The following is a 15581-nucleotide window of genomic DNA, read 5'->3' on the forward strand; positions in this document are numbered from 1 at the left end:
AATTAGACAATAATATACCTATTCAATTCATCCGCCAGCTTTCTATCGTTACTTAACCTTGGAACCTTATTTTGTCCGCCTAATTTCCCTTCGCTTTTCATGTAATTTACAAAGGCATCCTTCTGTAAAGTCCGGATAACCAAAGGTTGCAATATATTCCCTTCAATCAGGTCAAAATAGTAAATATTTTTCTTCTGCAAAGCTTCATCAACCTTTTTACTAAATGCAACGATATCCTCTGGTGCTGTAGAAAACTCGATAAACCATTCATGATAAGGCAATTCACCGGCATTAGGATTAACCTGGGGTGCCACCGTAAATTCTGTAATTTCGACCTTTTCATCATTTGCTACTGATAAAAGGGCTTGTTCTACTTCTTCTCCAATTACATGCTCGCCAAAGGCAGAAATAAAGTGTTTAATCCGGCCGGTAACGACAATTTTATATGGATTCTTGGATACAAATTTTATGGTATCTCCAATACTATAACCCCACAAACCTGCATTGGTGTTCATAATCAGCGCATAATTTTTATCGAGCTCCACCTCTCCTAGTGATAAGCGTACAGGATGCTCATTATGGTATTCATCTGCGGGAATGAACTCATAAAAAATACCGGCATCCGCTAAAAGCAATAAGCCTCTATCCTTTTGCGAATCCTGGTAAGCGATAAATCCTTCTGAAGCGGGATAGGTTTCAATTGCATCGATTTTCTTACCAATGCTTTGCTGTATTTTTGCCCGATAAGGTTCGAAATTTACACCACCATAAATAAACAAACTGAAATTTCTGAAGATTTGGGCAATCTTTTCACCTCCTGATTTTTCGGAAAGTTTATCAAAATACATCTGCACCCATGGCGGAATACCCGAAATTAAGGTCATGTTTTCATGAATTGTTTCCTCCACAATAGCATCAACCTTTTGCTCCCAATCTTCGATAATATTGGTATTGTAAGAGGGCAACCTGTTCTGTTGCAGATAATTTGGGACATGGTGAGCAACTATACCAGAGAGCCGGCCAACATTAACACCATTTTTTTCAGTCAGTACAGGGCTTCCCTGCAAGAAAATCATTTTACCATCAACAAAAGCGGTATTACCTGTTTCATTTACGTAGGTTAAGATTGCATTCCTGGCTGCTTTAATATGCTCAGGCATTGATTCCTTCGAAAGTGGAATGTATTTTACACCAGAAGTAGTACCCGATGTTTTTGCAAAATAGAGCGGTTTGCCTTTCCAAAGTACATCAGCTTCACCCGCAACAACACGGTCTACGTATGGCTTTAAGCCCTCATAATCGCGAACAGGAACATGCTGCCTGAAATCAGCATAGTTTTTTATTTCAGCGAAGTGATGGTCTTTTCCAAATGCCGTGTTTTTGGCTTCAGCAACCAATTTCAATAGGATTTTTTGCTGAGCGGCAACTGCATTATGTTTCCATTTATTGATTTGCCACACTGCAAAGGCTGCAAAAGGTTTACTTAATGCTGCTTTTAATCCCATTCGTTAAATTTTTGAATTTTAGTTAAGAGTACCTTTTGTTAAACAATGTTATGCAAAATATCGGGATGTTCATCGCCCTTATATTCGCTCGAAATTTTACGGTAAGCTACAGTTAATGCTACACTTGATAAGGGTACAATAATAAATGAGCTTAAAATGTTCACTACAAAGGCAACCAATGGCCACTGTAAATAGTTTAATAAAAGGTAAATTAAATAACCTCCTCCAAGAACGATCAAAAGCAATAAAATCTTGGTAAAATTGCCTTTAGTAGTTGCCAGGCTTAATTTTATTGAATCAAACGGAGTGGCATTTTTATCGATAATAAAAAAAGGAAAAAATGATATCCTTAACCAGGTAATAAAAATAGCCACAATACCAACGGATATCGCTACATTTTTAACTATGGTGATATCAATACCTGTATAAATAAATGGAAAAGCGATTAAAATTACAACCAGATAAACGCCAAATATACAAGCCACAAAATATAGGGTAGCAATAAGAAAACGGATAATTTGCTGCCTTGTTGGTAAGGTATCAACAATTTTCACATCACTAAGCTCATCATCCATTAAGTGGAAAATATATTTGAAAAGCGAAAGGTTAATGGTAAAGTAAAGCATGATAAAAATAAATACCATAGCGATACTTAAAACCTTGCTCACATCTTTTATAAAAAACGCCATTAAACTCGAAGCACTCGCAGTAATAAACATTAAAAAACATAGCGTTGCTATTGAGAAATAATGTTTTTTGGTTATGCCCCAGGCCTTTTGAATTACATCGTTAACAGCAAAAGTGCTTTCTTTTAAATAATTTATCATTGTTGTTTAAATACCACTCTTTTAAATAAATCCTGAATAAAGCCTAAGCCATAGGCGGTTAATTGGATAAATGAAGATATAATGCTCAAAAATGCAACTTTTAACGATTTATTTACAGACCATGAATGAAAAAATATCAACATAAAAAACAGCAGTAGAATAAAATCGCCCAATAAGCCTAAAGGTGGGTAGCATATATTGAAGAGTATTGTTGCGATAAAGCCAATAGTAAACACAGCAGGAAAAAAGTGCACCAGTTTTAATTCTTTCGGAAAGTGTTTATAAATATTAATTCTTGCACGGCCAAAAAAGTGAAGTTGTTTGTAAAACTGGCTAAAGCTTGTTCTTCTTTTATGGTACACTTTGGCTTCGGGGATTAGGCCTATTTTAAAACCATTTTCATGGATTCGGATACTATATTCGATATCTTCGCCTAAACGGGTTAAGATGAAGCCACCAAGCTTTTCCCAAACCTGCCGGGATACCCCCATGTTAAAGCTTCGTGGATGAAACTGCCCCATGTGTTTTTTATTACCTCTGATTCCTCCAGTTGTAAAAGGCGAAGTCATGGCGTAGCTAATGGCTTTCTGTACAGGCGTAAAACTATCATGCGCAGCATCTGGTCCGCCATAGGCATCGAGATGGTGCTCGTACAGGTAATTCTTTACCACTTCGAGATAATTGTGGGGAATCAGGCAATCGGAATCGAAAATCACAAAATAATCGCCTTTAGCCCTTTCGAAACCAAAGTTCCGGGTGAAACCCTGTCCTTCGTTTTCCTTGTAAAAATACCTGATATCCAGTTTATTTGAATAGCCTTCTACAATTGATTTAGCATCCTCTTTCGAACCATCTTCTATAACCAGCACTTCAAACTGCAGGTAAGTTTGTTTGGTTAGCGTATACAATAGCTCATTAATTTCCTGCGGACGATTGTAAAGCGGTATGATAATAGAGAAAAACATATTTTGGAGATGGAAAAAGGAAAATGCAAGATGTATAATGGAATTCCATTTTACACCTTACATTTTACATCTATTTTAATTCTTTTTCGATTAAATATTGATTTCTTTCAGGTGCATTTCTAGATAACAGTTCGGCAATAAATCCGGCAAGGAACATTTGTGAACCTACTACTATGGCAACCAGCGAAAGGTAAAACAAAGGCTGCTGGGTAACATCGCGGTAGCTAAGCCCTTTCCAGATTAAATATTGTTTCTCAAACAGTGTATACAGTGCCATAACAATACCAACGAAAAAACTTAATACCCCGAGCGAACCGAAGAAGTGCATGGGCCGTTTACCAAATTTCCCAACAAAAAATATAGAAAGTAAATCTAAAAAGCCATTAATAAACCTGCTGAAACCGAATTTAGTGGTACCGTATTTTCGGGCACGATGTTCTACCACCTGTTCTTCAATTTTATTAAAACCTGCCCATTTTGCAATAACAGGTATATAACGGTGCATTTCACCATAAACTTCTATGGTTTTAATTACATCGCTCCGGTAAGCCTTTAAGCCACAGTTAAAATCGTTCAATTCAATACCGCTCATTTTTCTTGTGGCTGCATTAAACAATTTGGTTGGAATGGTTTTAGTAATCGGATCGTAGCGTTTCTTTTTCCAGCCCGATATTAAATCAAGCTTTTCTTCTTTTATCCTACGGTATAATTCAGGTATTTCATCCGGGCTATCTTGTAAATCGGCATCCATGGTAATCACAACATCGCCTGCCGTAGCTTCAAAACCAACATTTAATGCTGCCGATTTACCGTAGTTTCTCCTGAATTTAATTCCCTTAATTGCATTGTTCTGCAATTTTAAAGTTTCGATAACCTCCCACGATTTGTCAGTGCTGCCATCATCAACAAGAATAATTTCATAGCTGAAATTATTCTCATTCATTACTTTGGCAATCCAGGCCGTTAATTCCGGCAGCGATTCATCTTCATTAAATAAGGGTACTACTACTGATATATCCATGTATGAGTATCAAAATTTGAGTATTAGTATCAAGATCTAAGTTCTATCAACAAACTCTTTTAAAATAAAACGTGCAAATTTCATCAAATTAAATGATAAAACCTGCACGTTAGAAATTTTTACATGTTTAAATTAGGCGTCCTGCTCAGGCAAGGTGTTGAAAGTAACAGGAGCTTTCTTTTTCAATATTGCGGCAAGAATTAATGACAATACGCCGTACATTGCAATTGAAACACCAAAACTTGTAAAAGAATTCTTAAATGTTGGTGTTAACTTTTCCTGCATATTTCCGGCCTTGGCCATAGCTTCATCAATTTGCTCAGAAGCCATTCCAAATTTCTCCATCATGCTTCGCTGCGACTCTTCAATTGCTGCTGCTGCTGTTGCTGGCAAGCTTGGGTCAATCCATGTCATTAAAACAACATTATATAATACTGAGGCTAATGCTAAAATCAATGCAATAATTAAAAATGATTTGAAAGCTTCGCCAAATGTCCAGTAACCACCAATCTCTTTTCGAATGCTTATTCCAGAAAATACAAGAAGACCAATAAAAATAATTAAAATTATAAATGGCAAGGCAAAATTAGTGTAAAGCATTACCGGATTGATAAAATATAAAGTTAAGGAGATTACTATTGAAACGGCCGCAAGTATTAGACCATACTTAAGGGATAATTTGGTAATTAGTGTGCTCTTGTCCATAGTTTGTTTGATTTTAATTTAGTTATTAATTGTTGTGATTAATATATAAGTAGCAGAATCGAACGATTTGTTACTGCTAAACTGAATTATTTCTTTAGTTGTGGTTGCACTACCCTCTACATCAAGGAAAAAAGCCATAAAAGGAACAAATAATTCCTGCAGTTCTTCACTGATATTTAGTGTTTTTGCAGATTTACAAATTTCCTGAATACTGCTTTCTGCCAGTTGCTGGTTGCTGATAATCTCCTCATAAATTTCAAACTCGTCCTGAAACTCATCATCTTCCACCAGTAAAAATTCTTTAAGGAAATCGCCTAGTTCTGGCTCGATGTTTTCATCCTTACATTCTTTGATATAGAGCAACAGGTTTAAAAGCTCGGTACCTCTGTCAATAGTTTCTTCTTCTATATTTGCCCATTCATCACTTTCCAGGTAATCTTCTTCCAGTTTCTGCACATCACTGCTAAAAAAATTCACCATTAAAAGATCGAAGAAAATTTCCCGAAGCGCTTCGAATTTTGGATTAGAATCGAAAACGGCATCAAATGATGTGGTTTTATCAAGGAAATTCAGGTCAAGCTCAAACGCAGCAATCAACTCCGTTTTAAAACTGCCCGATTCTATATTTTCCACCTCAGCATATTTATCAATCGAAGCACTGAGCGCTTTTTTTACATTATTATCCATGTTTTATAGTATGTAGTTTAAGTATTAAGACCTTGGATAGCTTTAGTCTTTTGCTTTTAGCTTTCCTGATATTGATTATTATTATAAACCAAAGCTACTTTTCCGGTAAGTTCTTTACCTAATAAAGGATTATTTTCCGATTTAGATTGATTTGATGCCGAATCATACATCCATTTCTGATCAGCCGCGTAAACTGTAAAGTTTGCCTCCTCACCTTCTGCTATTACCGGAACAGCTAAATTTAGTAATTTGCGTGGATTAATCGCTAATTTCTCTGTAATCAGGTTTTCATCAAGCCCAGCTTTGAGCAATAATGGAAGAACAGTTTGTAGCGCAATAATACCATAATGGGCGATTTCAAACTCTACATTCTTAAATTCGATTTCTTCAGGGCGATGCTGCGAAGTAATTGCATCAATGGTTCCATCTTTTAAACCTGCTATTAAAGCCTTGACATCACTTTTGCTGCGTAATGGAGGTTTTACCTTATAATTGCTATCAAAATCGACTAGAAGTTCTTCAGTAAAAACGAGGTGATGGGCAGTAACATCACACGAAACCTGTACGCCATCTTTTTTCGCTTTGCGAATTAAGGCTACTGCACCAGCTGTTGAAATATTACTGATGTGGATTTTTGTTTCGTTGTAAGAAGCCAGAAAGATATCCCTTGCAATATGCATTTCTTCGGCAAGTGCCGGAAGTCCTTTCATACCCAGAAGTACTGAATTTTTGCTTTCGTTTATCTGTGATTTTCCGGCAATTGATTTATTTTCAGGGTAAACCATCAAGAGTGCATCAAAGCCTTTGGCATATTGCAAGGCACGACTCATAAAACCGTCATCTTGTAAAGCCTTATCACCATCAGAAAAGGCTACAGCTCCTGCCTGTTGCATATCAAAAAGCTCTGCAAGTTCTTTCGCCTCGCGGTTCTGGCTGATTGCCCCTACCGGGTAAACATCTACAAGGTTGTTTTTTGCTTTATTGATGATGTATTCTACCTGCGATTTTGACTGAACTACAGGATTTGTTTGCGGCAGCAATGCCACTCCGGTAAACCCACCGGCCTTAGCCGTTTCTATTAGCGTTTGTATGTCTTCCTTGGTTTCAAATCCCGGATCGCCCGCAGCGCAATTTAAATCGAAAAAACCCGGAGAAAGTATTGCACCCTGTCCATCAAAAACAGTTTCATTTTTTTCGGGCGATAAATTGCCAATGTTTTTAATTTTCCCATCAATTACCCTGACATCGCATTGTTGTTTATTAAACTTACTCTGCGGATCGGAAATAATTACCTGTTTTACAAGGAGATTCATATTGTTCTTTTTGTGTTGTTAAAAAATCGGATGAGCAAAATTTCTGCTGCAATAAAAATCAGCGACAAAATTAGACAAAGTTTCCATAATGTTTGTCCGATTTTATTCGCTCCGGCAACTAATTTAACGGCATCTTTATCGGTATCATAAATTTTTAAGTTACTTTTTCCCGCCAGGTTTTCAAGCTCACTTTTACTTAAATAATGCATATCAGACTCAGACCTTCCGTTATTAAAGCTATATACCGCCAGCAAAGAATCGGCAAGATTTAAATTGTAAAAACCTGAGGTTTTTATTTGGTCGGCAATATAAATGCTTGTCTTACCTTCTGTTTGCCTTACTTCCGGTATGGCTTCAAAATTCTTTGCACTAAGTTTTAAGGTCTGGTTTTTACCGATGGTGATATAGCTTGCTGTTAGCACTACGTCATTACCAATAGTTGCATAAAGTGCACTTTCATTACCGCTGCTTAAAGCCAAACGGTACATTAGGGGTACAAAAACAGGATGGCGAGGCAAATTCCCATCTTTTTCATTTAAACCCGTTGCCGTCAAATAAACCTGGCCATTGCCTACACCATATTTCGAGAAAAAGCTTTTTCCGCCGGAAAAACTTAAAATACTTTCCTTGCTTGCACTATTGCTTTCAACAAAGGAAAAAAACCTGTTGGCTGTTGGTAAATCCAGGTTTTTGGGTATTTCTTCAAAAACGGCTTTGAAGATGGGATTTTGTAAATCAATCTGATCGACCTTGCTCGCTAATGTATTCAGACTTTGAATAGCTGGAAGTGAAAGACCACTTAAAAAAGAATTATAGGTGTTAATATCTGCATCTAAATCGGGAAATATCACGACCGTACCACCTGTTTTTAAGTATGTTTTTAGTTGCTGCGCCAATCCACTAGAAGGATTTTTAAGGCCGTTAAGTACGATTAACCCATAATTTGCGAAACCATTGTAATTCACATTACTTTCAGCATTTTCGGTTAGCTTGTAATAGTTATCAGCAGCGAAAAGTGCTTTGATGTAGTTACCGGCATTACTTCCGTTGATACTTAACACCGGCAAACTCGAATCGACCTTGAAACTAAAATTCAGTGAATCATCGAAAGTAACGGGAAAATCCTTTATGCTAATTACCCCTTTTTGCCAGCCGGGCATTAATCCCGAAAAATTAAGGGTATCTCTTTTTATTTTCCCCGCAGGGATAGTTACTGCGCTTAAACCCTTCTGCTGGTTATTAATGGTGAGTTTAAGTGGAACATTAACGGCATCCTCCTCCGAATAATTTTTAACCTGCACAACAAATTTCTCGTTTGCTCCGGGCTGGTGATTTGGTGATAATGTCCAGACGCTATCTACCGCCACATTTGGCAGTGTGGTTGCATTAAGTTTTAGAAAAGCATATTGAATATCAGGACTGGTTTCCAGTTTTTTATTGGTGATGATATTCTTCTGAAAATCGCTAATGAGGAAACTGTATTTATTTGCAGTGCCGGTAAATATATTGTTCTGCCGGTTTAAAATCTGCTGAAGATTTCGGTTAGCGGGTGAAATTTTAACATCATCAAGTGCTTTCAGGAAAGCCTCTGCACTCAATAAACGCTGGTGCTTACCTTCAAAATCGTTTGTTAACAACTGGAAGCGATCGTTAATACCAAATCCTTTAATCAGTTCTTTTGCCCTCCTTTTGGCTTCATCAAGCAGGCTGCCATCTTTATTAACCGCCTCCATACTGCTCGAATTATCGATATAAATACTAATCGTATTGTTTAAAGAGGTTGTTTTCTGGTTATTTAAAGGGATGTAGGGTTGTGCAAAGGCAAGCACCAAAAAGATTAAGGCTAAAATCCTTGAGAAAAGAATAAGCAGGTTTTTTAGCTTTTCCTTTGATGAATTTTGCTGTTCTACTTCTTTTAAAAGCTGAACATTAGAGAAATAAACCTTTTTAAATTTTCGGAAATTGAATAAATGAATAATAACCGGAATTGCAACCGATAATAGTGCGAAAAGAAAGCCCGGATAAAGGAAATTCATTAAAAATCAAAGATAGAAAAATAATGTAAAGCGGCGAATTCCTATCGTAACAAACTTAAAGAATGCTTTCCAATACTTCTCTGGCTTCGTCGGCATCCTGAACAATTTTCACGATGTTTCCTTTTTTATCAATCAGAAGATGTGTTGGAAATATGTTTACACCAAGTTTATTTAACATATAATTCTCCTGATTGGGAACAACGGCATAATCAAACGTGGTTTTGGTTAAAAAATTCTGTAGCGGTTTTTTATCGTCGCTGGCAAGGCTTACAAACAATATATCTTTTCGTGTTTTATATGCTTCAACCATCTCATTTAATTCAGGCATTTCTTTTACACAAGCCACACAACCGATAAACCAGCATTTAAACATTAAAATTTTGCCCTTTGTATTTTCTGATGAGTAGCTGATGCCATTAACATCTTTAAAATTAAACCTCGGCACGGGCTTTCCTTCCATTTTAAAATAGCCCAGTTGTGTTTTAGCATAAGCTGCAATAACGGCTCCTACTTCTTTTGCTATTCCTGCTGGAATTTTAGCAAGCTTATAATGTGGCGTATCATTTGATGAATGGATTAACAGGGGCAGGAATTTTCCTTTGGTCAGTTTCAGCAGGAAGTCTTCTTTCTTTATCGGTTTGTCATTTTCATTGGTAGCCAAAAAATTGCGGTATAATTTTACGTTGTAGCAATGATAAATCCAGTAAGCACTAAAATTTGAAGTTATCGAAGTCAGCGAAAATTCGGGTAAACCGACTTTAGAATCGACCTTCTCAGTGTTTTTAACGCTAACTGAATCCTTTTTGATTTTATCCGTTTTAGGATTTGAATTACAGGAAACAATAAAAATTGCGATTGACAGTAAGGCGATATGTAGCTTTCTCATATTTAAGGGAGGTTAATGAGTAGAAAGCTACGAAAAAAAATATTAAAAACTAAAAAAATAGTTAAACTAATATTTAAAACCCGGAAACTCGATGTTTACGATTTTCCAGGTATCATCCTGTAATGCAAAATAAAGCTTAAAAGGGCCGCTAACAATTTTGGTTTGCTTTTGAACAACATCGCGATAACCTGCAACCCCTTCAACAAACCCCATCCCTTTACCATCATTCAGCAATTCGAAATTAACATCTATGATGTCGTATCTTCCGCCAACATACTCATCCGATTGACCAAAGATGCCTTTCAATCTGCCGATAACCACATCCTTACCTATAACTTTTCCTTTCGGTAGGATAAAAAAATCGTTTAGTTCCAGTGTTATTAATTTAGATTGTTTGAACCATGCGTTGATAAACCGGATGGCACTGTTAACAAGATCAGCCTGGTGATTAAAAGTTGGGGGTTGCTGCATCGTGCAAATCTACAATTCTATCTAAACTTTTTCATGGCCACCCAAAGTTTTTCATCCATGTCATAAACATCCGGACGATATACTATTTTATCGTTTTGCGGCCATGCAGTAAAGTAGGTAATCAACAGCGGAACCGATTTTTTAGGGCCAAACCACGCTGGCTTTAACTGGAAAGATTTCAAAGTATCGGCCTTTTTAGCCATACGCTTGCGATACCAATTCATGTGAGTCGTATCAACAGGCATCAAATCTACTTCTACCCTCAACCTGTCGTAAGTGTATTTATCATTTAATAATTTCTCAGCAAACTCGAGTGGTTTTTCAATGCGAACACATCCATGACTAATTGCCCTGTTCGTTAAATTAAAACCGTTCTTATTGTTGGTATCATGCAAATAGATGCTTGAGCTATTATCAAAAATAAATTTGAATTTACCCAAAGCATTTCCGCCACCCGAGCCTTGTTTAAACTTGAAAGGTAATTTATCTCTTGAGTATTTATTCCAGTTGATGGTATCAGGCTCGCCGATTAACTTATCTTTATAATATACATTGATATTACTGTTCGATAAATAATAACGGTCTTTACGGGCCATCCAGTAAATTTCACTCTGGGCAATACTTACCGGAATATTCCAAATCGGGTTTGCCTGTATCGAATTAATTTTACTGAACAATAGAGGCGTTTCATGGTTCTTAGGTTTATCATCCAGGTTACCTGATTTGGCAAAAGCTTTCATCTTTTCTTCGTAGCCATTTTCACGCTTGCCACCAACACAAACTTTCATCGATATTACCGTATCCTGTTTGTCAAACCATGTGAGTTTAAAATCGGGAATATTTACCTGAACATAGTTGTCGCCAGTCTCTGGCATTTGCCAGCGGAAGCGCTCCATGTTTAACAATAAAATCCGCTTTTCATCAGCCGAGTTTGCATTTAAATAAGCGGCCTGTAAACCCTTGTATTGTGCCGATTTTGGCTGAACCGATTTCAGGGTATCAGCAAGATTTTCTGAAGCAAGTAAGTTAGACATTCCAACACTATCCGGGCGCTTAACTTTGATGTAATACCTTGAGAAAATATTGCGTGGATTTACCACACCAAACTTCAGGAAGTTGGTATAATTAAGATAAGCGTTTGCACTTAAAATTTCGAGCTTAGCGATTACCGGATAAGCTTCATCAACTTTCTGAAATTTATTCGAGCCTAGCTCTTGAAGCAACTCATTTAGCTCTTTAGTTTTAAAAATTTCGGGATTAAAACCATGTCTCGTGCTGGCATTTAAATAATTTACAAGCGAATCCAATTCACCATCTATATAAAACTTCGTTACCAGTTTAGGTTCGTTATTTTTTGATTTATAGAAGGCTTTTATGGTTTTTGGGTTAATAAAACTATCCGACAGGCTATCCAGTGTTTTCACAAAAACACTGTCGTAGGCAACAGTATCAAAATCTTTATAAATTTTATTCTGAAAATGTTCAGCCAAAACTTTCCCAATTTCCGGTGGCGATTTAAACCAACCACAAGCAGAAACACATAATATAACAGGGATTAACAGAAAGCGAGAATTCTTCAACACGTAAATAATTTAATACAAAGTAAGGAATATTGCAACGTAAAACAGCATAAGGACAAATTAAGTGCCATTTTTTTTTGTTTTCCGGTTTCAAACATTATATTTGCCAGCGCTTATCAGCTAAAGTATTGATACTGGCATAAATAATTTATGAATTTAACTTTGAACCATCACTTACATTTACACCATCGCCAGTAGGCGATGATATATGTTTGTTTTGTACTTCAAAACTTTTTTTCCGTAAAATTATTTCTTGTTCATTCTTTATTCAATACTTTGAAAACACTTAAAATTGCTATCCAGAAATCGGGTAGGTTAAACGAAAAATCTGTAGAAATATTAAAAAACTGTGGTCTTTCTTTCGAAAACTACAAAAGCTCTTTAATATCAACTGTTCAAAATTTCCCTCTGGAAATCCTTTTCTTACGTGATGATGATATTCCTGAATACGTTCAGGATGGCATTGCCGATTTAGGTATTGTTGGTGAAAATGTGATTACCGAAACCAGGGCTAATGTAGAATATTTACAACGTTTAGGTTTTGGAAAATGCACATTAAAAATCGCAGTACAAACGGGTAGTGAAATCCAAAAACTGGAAGACTTAAATGGCAAGGCAATTGCCACTTCTTACCCTGTTATTCTTGAAAAATTCTTAACCGAAAAAGGCATAAAATCAGACATCAGAACCATCTCCGGTTCGGTGGAAATTGGTCCAGGTTTAGGTTTAAGTGATGCTATTTTTGACATCGTTTCTACTGGCGGAACTTTAAAGAGCAACGGACTGAAACCTTTCGCAGATGTCATGCAATCGGAGGCTGTATTAATCGGAAATAAATCAATATTAGATAACCCTGAAGTTGCAGAATTACTTCAAAGAATCCGCTCAGTACTCAGTGCAAAATCTAATAAATATGTGGTATTAAATGTATCAAAAGACAACCTACAAAAAGTTGTAGATTTATTACCGGGTGTTAAAAGTCCAACCGTAGTTCCACTATTCGAACCTGATTGGGTTGCCGTTCATTCTGTGATTGCCGAAGAAGATTTCTGGGATAAAATTAACAGCCTAAAAGCAGCGGGCGCAGAAGGTATTTTAGTGATGCCAATTGAGAAAATTATCACCTAAAAAGAGCATAAATCACCAAAAAACACATTAACTATTAGTTAATTTTAAATTATAAGACATTGAAAATCTATAATTATAAGGATTTATCTAAATCAAAAATTCAAGAACTGTGTTCACGACAGATTGAAGACGATAAATTGATTGAAGAACGGGTTGAAAGCATCATTAAAACGGTAAAAAATGATGGTGATAAATCGTTATTTAATTTCGCCAAAGACTTTGATAAAGTTGAATTACAAAAACTTTATTTAGATGCAGAGGAATTAAAAACAATTGCCTCCTCTATTCCTGCTGAAGCAAAAAAAGCAATAGAAACAGCTTACCAAAACATTAAAGCTTTTCATCTTTCGCAGCTAAAAAAAGAAGATAAAGTGGAAACCATGCCAGGGGTTATTTGCTGGCGAGAATCGAGAGCGATAGAAAAAGTTGGTCTGTATATTCCAGGCGGGACCGCAGTTTTGCCAAGTACTTTTATAATGCTTGCAACACCTGCAATTATCGCGGGTTGTAAAGAAATAGTTGTTTGCTCTCCTCCACAAAGCGATGGTAAAACAAATTGCTACCTGGCATATTGTGCAGTTCTTTTGGGCATTGAAAAAATCTACCTGATCGGAGGTGCGCAGGCCGTAGCGGCAATGGCTTTTGGAACGGAAACTGTACCACAGGTATACAAGATATTCGGCCCTGGAAATCGTTATGTTACCACTGCAAAAACAATGGTACAAAACAAGGTCGCAATTGATATGCCGGCTGGTCCCTCGGAAGTTTTGGTCATTGCCGATGAAACTGCCAATCCGTCATATGTGGCCGCCGACCTACTCGCACAAGCTGAACATGGAGTTGATAGTCAGGCTATTTTAGTAGCTACCTCAAATCAAATAATAGCTGATACTATTCAAGAAATTGATAACCAGTTAAAAGAACTACCTAGAGCCCAAATAGCAGCAAAAGCCATAGAGAACTCTTACGCATTATTAGTCAACGATTTAAATGCTGCAATGGCCTTTTCAAACGAATATGCACCCGAGCATTTGATATTGGCTACAACTGATTTCGAAACACTTATCCCTCAAATAGCAAATGCAGGTTCTGTTTTCTTAGGAAATTTAACCCCGGAAAGTGCCGGTGATTATGCCTCCGGAACGAACCATACCTTGCCAACAAGCGGTTTTGCAAAGGCTTATTCGGGCGTATCTACAGATGCCTTTTTAAAAAAGATCACTTTTCAGCATTTATCACCCGAAGGCTTAAAGAACATCGGTAAAACCGTAGAAATACTTGCCGCAGCCGAAGGCTTAGAGGCCCACAAAAATGCAGTTACAATTAGATTAAACACTGTGGAAGACCTAAAGTAAAAGGTTTATGGCATCATGCCGATCCCTTTCAGCTTTCACCTTTCACCTTTCACCTCATAAAATGGATATTAACGACTTAGTTAGAGAAAATATAAAAAACCTTAAACCTTATTCTACCGCAAGAGATGAGTTTAAAGGACAGGCATCAGTGTTTCTGGATGCCAATGAGAACAGCTATGGTTCTCCCCTACCCGCGAATTACAACCGCTATCCCGATCCATTACAGCTGGATTTAAAAGATGCGATTAGTAAAATTAAGGGTGTACCTATTGAAAATACTTTTTTAGGAAACGGAAGTGATGAAGCAATCGACCTGCTTTTCCGTGCATTTTGTAACCCTGGAAAAGACAATGTAATTGTACTCCCTCCAACCTATGGAATGTATGAAGTTTCTGCTAATATTAATGATGTAGAAATCCGCAAAGTTAGCCTGCTTCCCAGCTTCCAGTTAGACATGGAAAAGATTGCAGAAACGATTGATAAAAACACCAAGTTAATCTTCATTTGCTCACCAAATAATCCCACCGGAAATTCAATAAACCGTGAAGATATTGAAACCATTTTAAACAACTTTAACGGCATCGTTGTAGTTGATGAAGCTTACATAAATTACGCCCGACAAAAGACCTTTATTCAGGAGCTAACTGAGTATGCAAACTTAGTCGTTTTACAAACTTTTTCTAAGGCCTGGGGACTTGCTGCATTACGTTTGGGAATGGCATTTTCTTCGAGAAAAGTAATCGATATTTTAAACAAAATTAAACCTCCATATAACATCAACCAGGCTACACAAGATTTAGCTTTTGAAGCTTTAAAAAACATTGCACAGGTTAACACCTGGATTAAAGAATCAGTAGCAGAAAGAGAACGCCTGTCTATCGATTTAAATAGCCTGAATATCGTCACAAAAGTTTATCCATCGGATGCAAATTTTATATTAGCCGAAGTAACAGATGCAACAAAAATTTACGACACTTTAGTTGATGAAGGTATCATTGTCCGCGACCGTTCGAAGGTAACATTATGCGAAGGCTGTTTACGAATTACGGTTGGCACAGAAGAAGAAAACGACAAACTATTAACCATTCTAAAAAATTTCTAA

The 15581-nt window shown here is 36.8% G+C and carries 14 protein-coding genes; 3 read left to right on the plus strand and 11 right to left on the minus strand.

The genetic code is table 11. The features are described 5' to 3' along the window. Positions 1 to 2: 2 nt before the first annotated feature. The 11 genes from R2R71_RS15100 to R2R71_RS15150 all read right to left on the minus strand — a co-directional run bounded on the left by R2R71_RS15100 (position 3) and on the right by R2R71_RS15150 (position 11996). Positions 3 to 1505, minus strand: coding sequence for a GH3 auxin-responsive promoter family protein (locus R2R71_RS15100; RefSeq protein WP_316832113.1), 1503 nt, complete (start codon positions 1503 to 1505; stop codon positions 3 to 5). Between the two features lie 38 nt (positions 1506 to 1543). Continuing rightward, on the minus strand, positions 1544 to 2332 hold the full coding sequence (locus R2R71_RS15105) for a hypothetical protein (RefSeq protein ID WP_316832114.1): 789 nt from the start codon (positions 2330 to 2332) through the stop codon (positions 1544 to 1546). Continuing rightward, a complete protein-coding gene (locus R2R71_RS15110) occupies positions 2329 to 3297 on the minus strand; it encodes a glycosyltransferase (RefSeq protein WP_316832115.1) in 969 nt (322 codons plus the stop codon). The genes R2R71_RS15105 and R2R71_RS15110 overlap by 4 nt, the downstream gene beginning before the upstream one ends. 70 nt (positions 3298 to 3367) lie before the next feature. Then, on the minus strand, positions 3368 to 4318 hold the full coding sequence (locus R2R71_RS15115; RefSeq protein WP_316832116.1) for a glycosyltransferase family 2 protein: 951 nt from the start codon (positions 4316 to 4318) through the stop codon (positions 3368 to 3370). 132 nt (positions 4319 to 4450) lie between these two features. Beyond that, positions 4451 to 5023, minus strand: coding sequence for a DUF4199 domain-containing protein (locus tag R2R71_RS15120; RefSeq protein ID WP_316832117.1), 573 nt, complete (start codon positions 5021 to 5023; stop codon positions 4451 to 4453). Between the two features lie 18 nt (positions 5024 to 5041). Next, positions 5042 to 5710 carry a hypothetical protein gene (locus R2R71_RS15125; RefSeq protein WP_316832118.1) on the minus strand — a complete coding sequence of 223 codons (669 nt, stop codon included), beginning with the start codon at positions 5708 to 5710 and terminating at the stop codon, positions 5042 to 5044. A gap of 56 nt (positions 5711 to 5766) precedes the next feature. Next, positions 5767 to 7023: a dihydroorotase gene (locus tag R2R71_RS15130; protein ID WP_316832119.1), complete on the minus strand. Its 1257-nt coding sequence runs from the start codon at positions 7021 to 7023 to the stop codon at positions 5767 to 5769. Continuing rightward, the gene (locus R2R71_RS15135; RefSeq protein WP_316832120.1) at positions 7020 to 9059 is read right to left on the minus strand and encodes a BatA domain-containing protein; all 2040 of its coding nucleotides are present in this window, start codon (positions 9057 to 9059) and stop codon (positions 7020 to 7022) included. Before R2R71_RS15135 ends, R2R71_RS15130 begins: the two co-directional genes overlap by 4 nt. Positions 9060 to 9114: 55 nt before the next feature. Next, positions 9115 to 9945: a TlpA disulfide reductase family protein gene (locus R2R71_RS15140; RefSeq protein ID WP_316832121.1), complete on the minus strand. Its 831-nt coding sequence runs from the start codon at positions 9943 to 9945 to the stop codon at positions 9115 to 9117. A gap of 66 nt (positions 9946 to 10011) precedes the next feature. Then, positions 10012 to 10416 (minus strand): hypothetical protein, encoded by a 405-nt coding sequence (locus R2R71_RS15145; RefSeq protein ID WP_316832122.1) that lies wholly within the window; start codon positions 10414 to 10416, stop codon positions 10012 to 10014. Positions 10417 to 10433: 17 nt separating this feature from the next. After that, positions 10434 to 11996 carry a L,D-transpeptidase family protein gene (locus tag R2R71_RS15150; RefSeq protein ID WP_316832123.1) on the minus strand — a complete coding sequence of 521 codons (1563 nt, stop codon included), beginning with the start codon at positions 11994 to 11996 and terminating at the stop codon, positions 10434 to 10436. Positions 11997 to 12272: 276 nt separating this feature from the next. On the opposite strand from R2R71_RS15150, the gene hisG reads away from it, so the two are divergent. The 3 genes from hisG to hisC all read left to right on the plus strand — a co-directional run bounded on the left by hisG (position 12273) and on the right by hisC (position 15581). Beyond that, positions 12273 to 13124 carry an ATP phosphoribosyltransferase gene (gene hisG, locus R2R71_RS15155; RefSeq protein ID WP_316832124.1) on the plus strand — a complete coding sequence of 284 codons (852 nt, stop codon included), beginning with the start codon at positions 12273 to 12275 and terminating at the stop codon, positions 13122 to 13124. 59 nt (positions 13125 to 13183) lie between these two features. Then, entirely contained in the window at positions 13184 to 14479 is a 1296-nt protein-coding gene (gene hisD, locus R2R71_RS15160) for a histidinol dehydrogenase (RefSeq protein ID WP_316832125.1), read from the plus strand. Positions 14480 to 14540: 61 nt separating this feature from the next. Next, positions 14541 to 15581, plus strand: coding sequence for a histidinol-phosphate transaminase (gene hisC / locus R2R71_RS15165; RefSeq protein ID WP_316832126.1), 1041 nt, complete (start codon positions 14541 to 14543; stop codon positions 15579 to 15581).

The organism is Pedobacter aquatilis (assembly GCF_032678405.1).
Lineage (GTDB): Bacteria > Bacteroidota > Bacteroidia > Sphingobacteriales > Sphingobacteriaceae > Pedobacter > Pedobacter aquatilis_A.